Annotated in this window: 7 protein-coding genes and 1 pseudogene; 3 read left to right on the top strand and 5 right to left on the bottom strand. The window is 40.4% G+C overall.

Annotation, left to right across the window (positions count from 1 at the left end; genetic code table 11):
- Positions 1 to 2,182: CBM96 family carbohydrate-binding protein (locus H4O18_RS21725; RefSeq protein WP_187588609.1), on the top strand; the 2,182-nt coding region annotated here is incomplete at its 5' end.
- Positions 2,183 to 2,258: 76 nt separating this feature from the next.
- Here the strand turns inward: H4O18_RS21725 and H4O18_RS21720 are convergent.
- The 4 genes from H4O18_RS21720 to gcvT form a co-directional block, all read right to left on the bottom strand.
- Positions 2,259 to 2,969, bottom strand: coding sequence for a YebC/PmpR family DNA-binding transcriptional regulator (locus H4O18_RS21720; RefSeq protein ID WP_111621994.1), 711 nt, complete (start codon positions 2,967 to 2,969; stop codon positions 2,259 to 2,261).
- A gap of 66 nt (positions 2,970 to 3,035) precedes the next feature.
- Entirely contained in the window at positions 3,036 to 3,323 is a 288-nt protein-coding gene (locus H4O18_RS21715; RefSeq protein ID WP_187588608.1) for a 4a-hydroxytetrahydrobiopterin dehydratase, read from the bottom strand.
- 48 nt (positions 3,324 to 3,371) lie between these two features.
- Entirely contained in the window at positions 3,372 to 4,190 is an 819-nt protein-coding gene (locus tag H4O18_RS21710) for a sugar nucleotide-binding protein (RefSeq protein WP_187588606.1), read from the bottom strand.
- Positions 4,191 to 4,229: 39 nt separating this feature from the next.
- Positions 4,230 to 5,315 carry a glycine cleavage system aminomethyltransferase GcvT gene (gene gcvT, locus H4O18_RS21705; RefSeq protein WP_187588604.1) on the bottom strand — a complete coding sequence of 362 codons (1,086 nt, stop codon included), beginning with the start codon at positions 5,313 to 5,315 and terminating at the stop codon, positions 4,230 to 4,232.
- Between the two features lie 239 nt (positions 5,316 to 5,554).
- Between gcvT and H4O18_RS21700 the strand changes: the two genes are divergently transcribed.
- On the top strand, positions 5,555 to 7,168 hold the full coding sequence (locus H4O18_RS21700; protein ID WP_187588602.1) for an aminopeptidase P family protein: 1,614 nt from the start codon (positions 5,555 to 5,557) through the stop codon (positions 7,166 to 7,168).
- 18 nt (positions 7,169 to 7,186) lie between these two features.
- On the opposite strand, the gene H4O18_RS22635 is transcribed toward H4O18_RS21700, so the two are convergent.
- Complete coding sequence (locus H4O18_RS22635; RefSeq protein ID WP_484463093.1) at positions 7,187 to 7,423, bottom strand: glycosyltransferase; 237 nt, start codon at positions 7,421 to 7,423, stop codon at positions 7,187 to 7,189.
- 57 nt (positions 7,424 to 7,480) lie between these two features.
- Here H4O18_RS22635 and H4O18_RS22620 point away from each other — a divergent pair.
- A pseudogene (locus tag H4O18_RS22620) lies at positions 7,481 to 7,583 on the top strand (hypothetical protein); the annotation flags it as partial.

Below are 7,583 nucleotides of genomic sequence, written 5' to 3'. Positions count from 1 at the left end.
ATCGGATGCCTTCCCCTTGGATTCAGATGAGGATGTGGATACGGACAGCGATGGTGTGGGCAACAACGCCGATACCGATGACGATAACGACGGCACCCCGGATACTTTGGACGCTTTCCCCTTGGATGCCGATGAGGATTTGGATACGGACAACGATGGTGTGGGCAACAACGCCGATACCGATGACGATAACGACGGCACCCCGGATACGTCGGATGCCTTCCCCTTGGGTGCCGATGAGTATGAGGAGTCGGAAGGTGACGGTAATAGTGTAGACGTACCAAGGATCCTTGCCATTACAAGTTTTACTTTGGTCACTTCGGATGACAACAAAGATGTAATGACCCTTAAAAATGGGGATATTATTGATGTGGCCACCTTACCGTCATTAAATTTGAATATTCGGGCAAATACCACCTCCGACGTGGAGAGCGTTAGTCTGCAACTTAGTGGAGCGTTGAACAATGGTCGTACCGAGAGCGCTACGCCTTATGCGTTCTATGGTGATATTGATGGAAATTATTTGGGACAGCTTTTTCCTTTGGGAATTTATAGTCTTGCCGCCACCCCCTATTCGGGTGACGGTTTGCAGGGTGATGCCGGTATCCCTGTTAACCTAAAGTTTACCATTACAAATAATCTAAAATGCACTTTCATAAGGGATGAGGATGGAGATGGTTATTGCGCGGATATTGATTGTGATGATGCCGACCCCAATGTATTTCCAGGGGCTTTAGAGGTTTGTGATGGTATCGATAATAATTGTGACGGCCTTATAGACGCCAAGGACCCGCTGATTGGTGCCTGTGGTATTGGGGCTGCCGCCAATCTAATCGATGCGACATTTTTACAGGGTTCAAATAATCCTAGTCCTACAGGTCCTATTTTACGGACAGAGCAAGGGAATAGGGTGGTTTACCTGAAGTTCGATTTGGGGTCCTTTAAAGGGCCAGTTTCCATTGCAGAATTGAAAATGCAGGTGACAAGTGACCCAGGGTTTGGCGCTTTGGAGGTCTTCCTTGGGAGTAATTCTGATTGGACGGAGAGTAGCCTTAATGGCAATAATAAACCTACTGAGGTTGGTAATGCTTTGGGTTTGATCAAGGGGTCTCACAACCTGGGCCAAATAAAGATATGGGAACTCGACATTGGCCGGTTACCTAGTGGCGGAATAATAACGCTTATCGTTAAACAAGCCTATGGTAATGATGTAGCCTTTTCCTCTGACGAAACCAAGCAAGCCCCACAACTGATAATTAATTCCAATGGTTTCAATAAACATGTAGATATGGATAATGATACATTTTTCAGCGATGTGGATTGCGATGATACCAACCCAGATGTATTTCCTGGAGCTCAAGAGGTTTGCGATGGTATCGATAATAATTGTGACGGCCTTATAGACGCCGAGGACCCACTGATTGGGGATTGTGATAGTGGGCCAACTGCCTATTTGATAGATGCGACCTTTTTACAGGGATCAAGCAATCCTAGTCCTACTGGTAATATTTTAAGGGCCGAACAAGGGAATAGACTGGTTTATATGAAGTTCGATCTCGGAGCGTTCCGAGGGCCAATTACTAAAGCTCAATTGCAAATGCAGGTGGCAAGCGATCCCGGTTTTGGCACTTTGGAGGTTTTCCTTGGAAGTAGTTCTGACTGGACAGAGAATGGGCTTAACGGCACTAATAAGCCAACAACGGTAGGTACATATCTGAGTGCAATTACGGGAATGCATAATTTAGGACAAAAAAAGACCTGGAATCTAGATGTCGACCGAATACCCGGCAGCGGATTGGTTACCCTTATAGTAAAACACAGCAATGGCAATGATGTGGCTTTTGCGTCTGACGAAACAAATCTAGCACCTCAATTGATGATCACCTACGAAGATTCCAGTGAAATTGAAGTGACCCAAACACTAAAGAGTTATAATGACCTAAGTTTGTTTCCTAACCCTGCAACCAATGCCACTACAGTAAGTTTTAAACTTCCCATTAAGGTCAAGGCTATAATGGTATTCGATATGAGCGGAAGGTTGGTACGTACTTATAACGCCGAGGAGGTCCAAATTGGGGAAGGATATGGGCTGGAACTGAATTATTTACAGCCGGGGTCCTATATTGTAAAGACTATTGATGATGAGGGACATCAGTTTCAGAAACAAATGGTTATTAAGTAATAAAAACCGGTTCATTTAAAACAAAAAAGAGGCCCATGATCGGGCCTCATTTTATTAATGTTATTATAGGGAGTTATTATTCCTGCATGGTGTGATAGACATTTTGTACATCATCATCCTCTTCAATTTTTTCCAATAGTTTTTCTACATCGGCAGCTTCTTCCTCGCTTAGGGCTTTAGTGACCTGTGGAATACGCTCGAAACCTGAAGAAAGAATTTCAATCTCCCTGTTTTCCAATTCTTTCTGAATGGCCCCAAAACTTTCAAAGGGAGCATAGATCAATATACCGTCCTCATCGGCAAAAACTTCTTCGGCTCCAAAGTCGATCATTTCCAATTCCAATTCTTCGGGGTCTATACCTTCAGCGGGAATCCTAAAGTTACAAGTATGGTCGAACATAAACTCAACAGAACCAGAAGTTCCTAAACTACCGTTGCATTTGTTGAAGTAACTTCTAACATTCGCTACGGTCCTTGTATTGTTATCTGTGGCCGTTTCTACTAATATGGCAATACCATGAGGGGCATATCCTTCAAAAAGAACTTCCTTAAAGTCGCCCAAACTCTTGTCCGAGGCTCTTTTAATAGCTCTTTCCACATTATCCTTGGGCATGTTTACAGCCTTGGCATTTTGGATTACTGCCCGTAAACGTGCATTGGAGCTAGGATCTGGTCCTCCCTCTTTTACCGCCATAACAATGTCTTTGCCTATTCTGGTAAAGGCCTTTGACATTGCGGACCATCTTTTCATTTTACGTGCTTTTCTAAATTCAAAAGCTCTTCCCATTTCTTGGTTTTATTAGAATAATATGAACAAATGTAATAATTTTTACTACTGTTGCAAGTGTTCAGCTTAGTTGCTTACAATAATTTCTTCAATACTGTGCGCTAACTTAAAATCCCTTTCAGTAACCCCCTCTGCATCATGTGTAGATAGCCGTATATTTAGGGAGTTATAGACATTGCTCCAATCTGGGTGATGATTTTGGGATTCACATTCAAAGGCAATTCTCGTCATTACGGAGAAAGCATCCTTGAAATTTTTAAATTCAAACGAGGTTTCAATGGCGCCATTAACATAATCCCAGCCATCCAATTCCTCCAATCGTTTTTCTATTTCTACTTCCGTTAGTTTTTTCATGTCGCTATTTTTTATAAAGTTAATTAAAACAGTACAATTGCTAATGGCTTATTCACTAAAGATATGATGGTCAATTATTTCCTGATAATTGAATGATAAATTCTTTGACAGTCGGTTCGATTTTGGCAGTACGGCCAGATAACGGTCTTCATTAGTAGTAAAGACGCGCTTATAGATAGGACGGTTATTGCCTAATCTGTTTACAATTTCCTTAATAAAATCTTCATGGTGTATTAAATCTACGCTTCCCAAATGAAAAACCCCTGTTTTATTGTGATTTATTAGGTAGTGTATTTGCTGTGTAAGCTTGTCGTCATTGGTGACGTTTATGATCAAATTGGGGAATACCTCAATAGGTTCATTACTAATCAATGCATTTTTTATTTCTTTGATTCTTGGTGAATTATTGCCAAAAACCATTGGAACCCTAAGAATTGCCATTTTGGAAGCAGGTATCCTTAGTAGCATATTTTCTATTTTAATTTTGAGTCGACCGTAGATACTTTCGGACAAAGTTTTGTCATTTTCATAGGAGGGATACTTGCTGTAGGCATCAAAAACATTGGCGGAGGATATAAAATACAATTTACAATCCTTATTTTGAATGTATTCTACCATATGTTGATGTGCCATTACCTGTGCCTGGAAATTTCCTCTTAGGGCAGAGATAATTAGATCAGGCTTTACCTTGTCCAATATATCATGCACATCATCCTCCTCCAGATCATACCGGAAGAACTGTTGATTGTTCTCGAAACTCCTTCTTGAAGAATAGTAGGTGCCATAGGTGTCAAAATAGGAATGTAATTCCTTGTATATGGCATTGCCTATAAAACCGCTTGCTCCTAAAATGAGTATTTTGTTCATTCTATCACCTCCTTTTGCAAAACTCAACCGTTACAACTGTTATACCTTATAAAAAGGGAGCTTAACAATTGTAGCAGGAACTATATTTTTCCTAATTTGAATAAAGATTTTACCGCCATTTTGAGATATGGTGGTGGGGACATATCCCATACCGATGCCTTTTCCCATGGACGGAGACATAGTACCCGAAGTTACCACCCCTATTTTGATTCCATTTTGATCCACAATATCATAATCGTGTCTCGGAATTCCCTTTTCGTCCAACTCAAAAGCTACCAGTTTTTTGGAAACTCCTTCTTCCTTTTGTTTTTTTAAGGCTTCGCTATTCACAAAATCCTTGGTAAATTTAGTAATCCATCCAAGACCCGCTTCCAAAGGTGAGGTGGAATCGTTAATATCGTTGCCGTACAAACAGTAACCCATTTCCAATCGCAAGGTATCCCTAGCTGCAAGTCCAATGGGCTTTATGTTAAAAGAGGCGCCAGCTTCAAAGATCCTGTTCCAGATCTGCTCTACTTCTTCATTATTACAATATATTTCAAAACCGCCGGAACCCGTATATCCGGTTGCAGAAATAATTACGTGCTCAATACCGGCAAAATCTGCCACTTCAAAGCTGTAAAACTTAATAGCACTTAAGTCTATTGACGTTAACGCTTGCATGGCTTCCACAGCTTTTGGACCCTGAATGGCCAAAAGGGAATACCCTTCCGATATATTACGCATTTCAGCACCAAAGTCAGTATTGTATTTACTTATATGCTCCCAATCCTTATCAATGTTGGAGGCGTTTACTACCAATAGATATTGTTCTTCTTTTATTTTGTAGACTATAAGATCATCTACAATACCACCCGTTTCGTTGGGTAGACAACTGTATTGTGCTTTTCCTACGGTTAATTTGGAGGCATCATTGGAAGTTACTTTTTGTATGAGGTCCAATGCCTTGGGTCCACTTATTAAAAATTCACCCATATGGGATACATCAAAAACGCCCACCCCGGTACGGACCGTTTCGTGCTCTATATTAACTCCTTCATAGGAAACGGGCATATTATATCCTGCAAAAGGTACCATTTTAGCGCCTAGGGCTTCGTGAATTTTAGTTAGTGCTGTATTTTTCATATGTATTAATTAGAGGGTAAAAATATCGAAAATTAATCGATGTGAAAATCTATATACTTATTGTTTTGCACAAATTAATGTTAATTGGGATTTATATGTTTTGCAAGTGGATCGGTCCGATTGTTCAAATTGGGCATTATGTTTTAAGTGTTTAAGAATTACTTATTGCCATATTTATAACGGTCAATTGGTTTGGTATTAAAATTGATTATTTTTAAACTTTAAATTATTGTAGAGTTATGAGGAATTTATTTTTGTTTTCTATTTTACTTTTCTGTGCTTCTTGGTTTCAAGCCCAGGAGGTCCCCACCGATTTTCTACCTGCGGATTTTCATAAGGGAAGGCGTCAGGAAGTACGTAAGGCCATGCCTCCAAATAGTGTTGCAGTATTTTTTGCCGCTCCGGTAAGGAATAGGGCAAATGATGTGGATTATATATATCATCAGGATCCGGATTTTTATTATTTAACTGGTTATAAGGAGCCCAATGCCCTTTTGCTTATTTATTCCGAAAAGCAAAAGGATAATGACGGAAATGAATATGACGAAGTGCTTTATGCCCAAAAACGGGATGAAAAAGCGGAACAATGGAACGGAAAGCGACTAGGGGTAGAAGGAGTGAAAAATAAATTGGGTTTTGAACGTGCCTTTAATGCCGAAGAATTTTTAAGCTCCGATATTGATTTTTCAAAGTTTGATAATGTGCTTTTTTTCGATTTTAAGAATGATTTTAGGGACGGCAATGACGCTGCGGATATTTTCGATTTGATTAGGAGTTTTAAGGAAAAATCCAATTATCCATCTGATTATAATGCAACTAAACAACAGTTGTACAGTATGATCAAATCTACCCAAATAGAGAACAGTGCAAATGTTGCCCAGACCTTAGGGAGGTATTTGAACTATTATGAGGAATTGAAATCCGATCAATTGCTTGTAGATTTTGTGGGTGCTACCGACGATAAGTCCCGGATAGAAATAAAGGAAAAGGTGGCCCTACAGTTGCAATCCAATAATCTTAACAGCTCCATATTGGAGGAAATAATGAATACCTTAAGGGAAATTAAAACCAAGGAAGAATTGGTGTTGTTAAAAAAGGCCGTGGAGATTTCCGCCGTGGGCCAGTTGGAGGTCATGAAGGCCATGCACCCCAATATGTCCGAAATGGAAATACAAGGAGTACATGAGTTTGTATATAAGAAGTACGGGGCCGAATACGAAGGCTACCCTTCCATTGTTGGTGGGGGTAACAATGGCTGTATCTTACATTATATTGAAAATAATAAACCTAAGGTAGGGAACGATTTGGTGTTGATGGATTTGGGAGCGGAATATCACGGTTATACCGCTGATGTTACCAGAACAATTCCGGCAAACGGAAAATTTTCAAAGGAACAAAAGCAAATTTATGATATAGTGTTTAACGCTCAAGAGGCAGGAATAAAGGCCAGTGTGGTAGGGGCTGCATTTCAGGCACCTGGTCAAGCCGCTAATGAAGTTGTTGCGCAAGGCTTGATGAAACTTGGGATTATTGACAGCCCTGAAGAGGCCAGAAAATATTTTCCGCACGGTACTTCCCATTATCTGGGACTCGATGTTCACGATAAAGGAACCTACCAGCCCTTTAAGGAAAACACGGTTATAACCGTGGAACCTGGAATTTATATACCGGAGGGCAGTGATTGTGATAAAAAGTGGTGGGGGATAGCAGTAAGAATTGAGGACGATATCCTTATAACCAAAAACGGTCCTGTTAATTTATCAGGAATGGCTCCAAGGACTACCGAGGCTATTGAGGCGGCAATGAAACAGCCTAGCCCGCTGGATAATTTTAAATTGCCACAACTGGACTAATAATTTTTCTTAAGTAAATTAGGAAAGCTCCAAAAGGGCCTTAGCCATCGCTGCTTTTAAAAATCCACCGGAAATGATTTCTTTCCTGACTTCGGCTACGTTTTTTGCCATTTGTTGATAGTCTTCATGGGACAGGTTTTTTAATTTCCCATCCAACTCCTCCAGGGAGGAAATGCAAATTCCCAATTGACGTTCCTTAATGACGGCCGCAATCGCGGCTTTATCCCAGATAATAATTGGTAAGCCACAAAGCAAATAAAGTGATGTTTTATGTGGATTGTTGTATAAAAAGGAACCTACCAGCCCTTTAAGGAAAACACGGTTATAACCGTGGAACCTGGAATTTATATACCGGAGGGCAGTGATTGTGATAAAAAGTGGTGGGGGATAGCAGTAAGAATTGAGGACGATATCC

This window comes from Arenibacter arenosicollis (assembly GCF_014397245.1).
Lineage (GTDB): Bacteria > Bacteroidota > Bacteroidia > Flavobacteriales > Flavobacteriaceae > Arenibacter > Arenibacter arenosicollis.
This window is presented reverse-complemented; position numbering and strand designations above follow the sequence as displayed.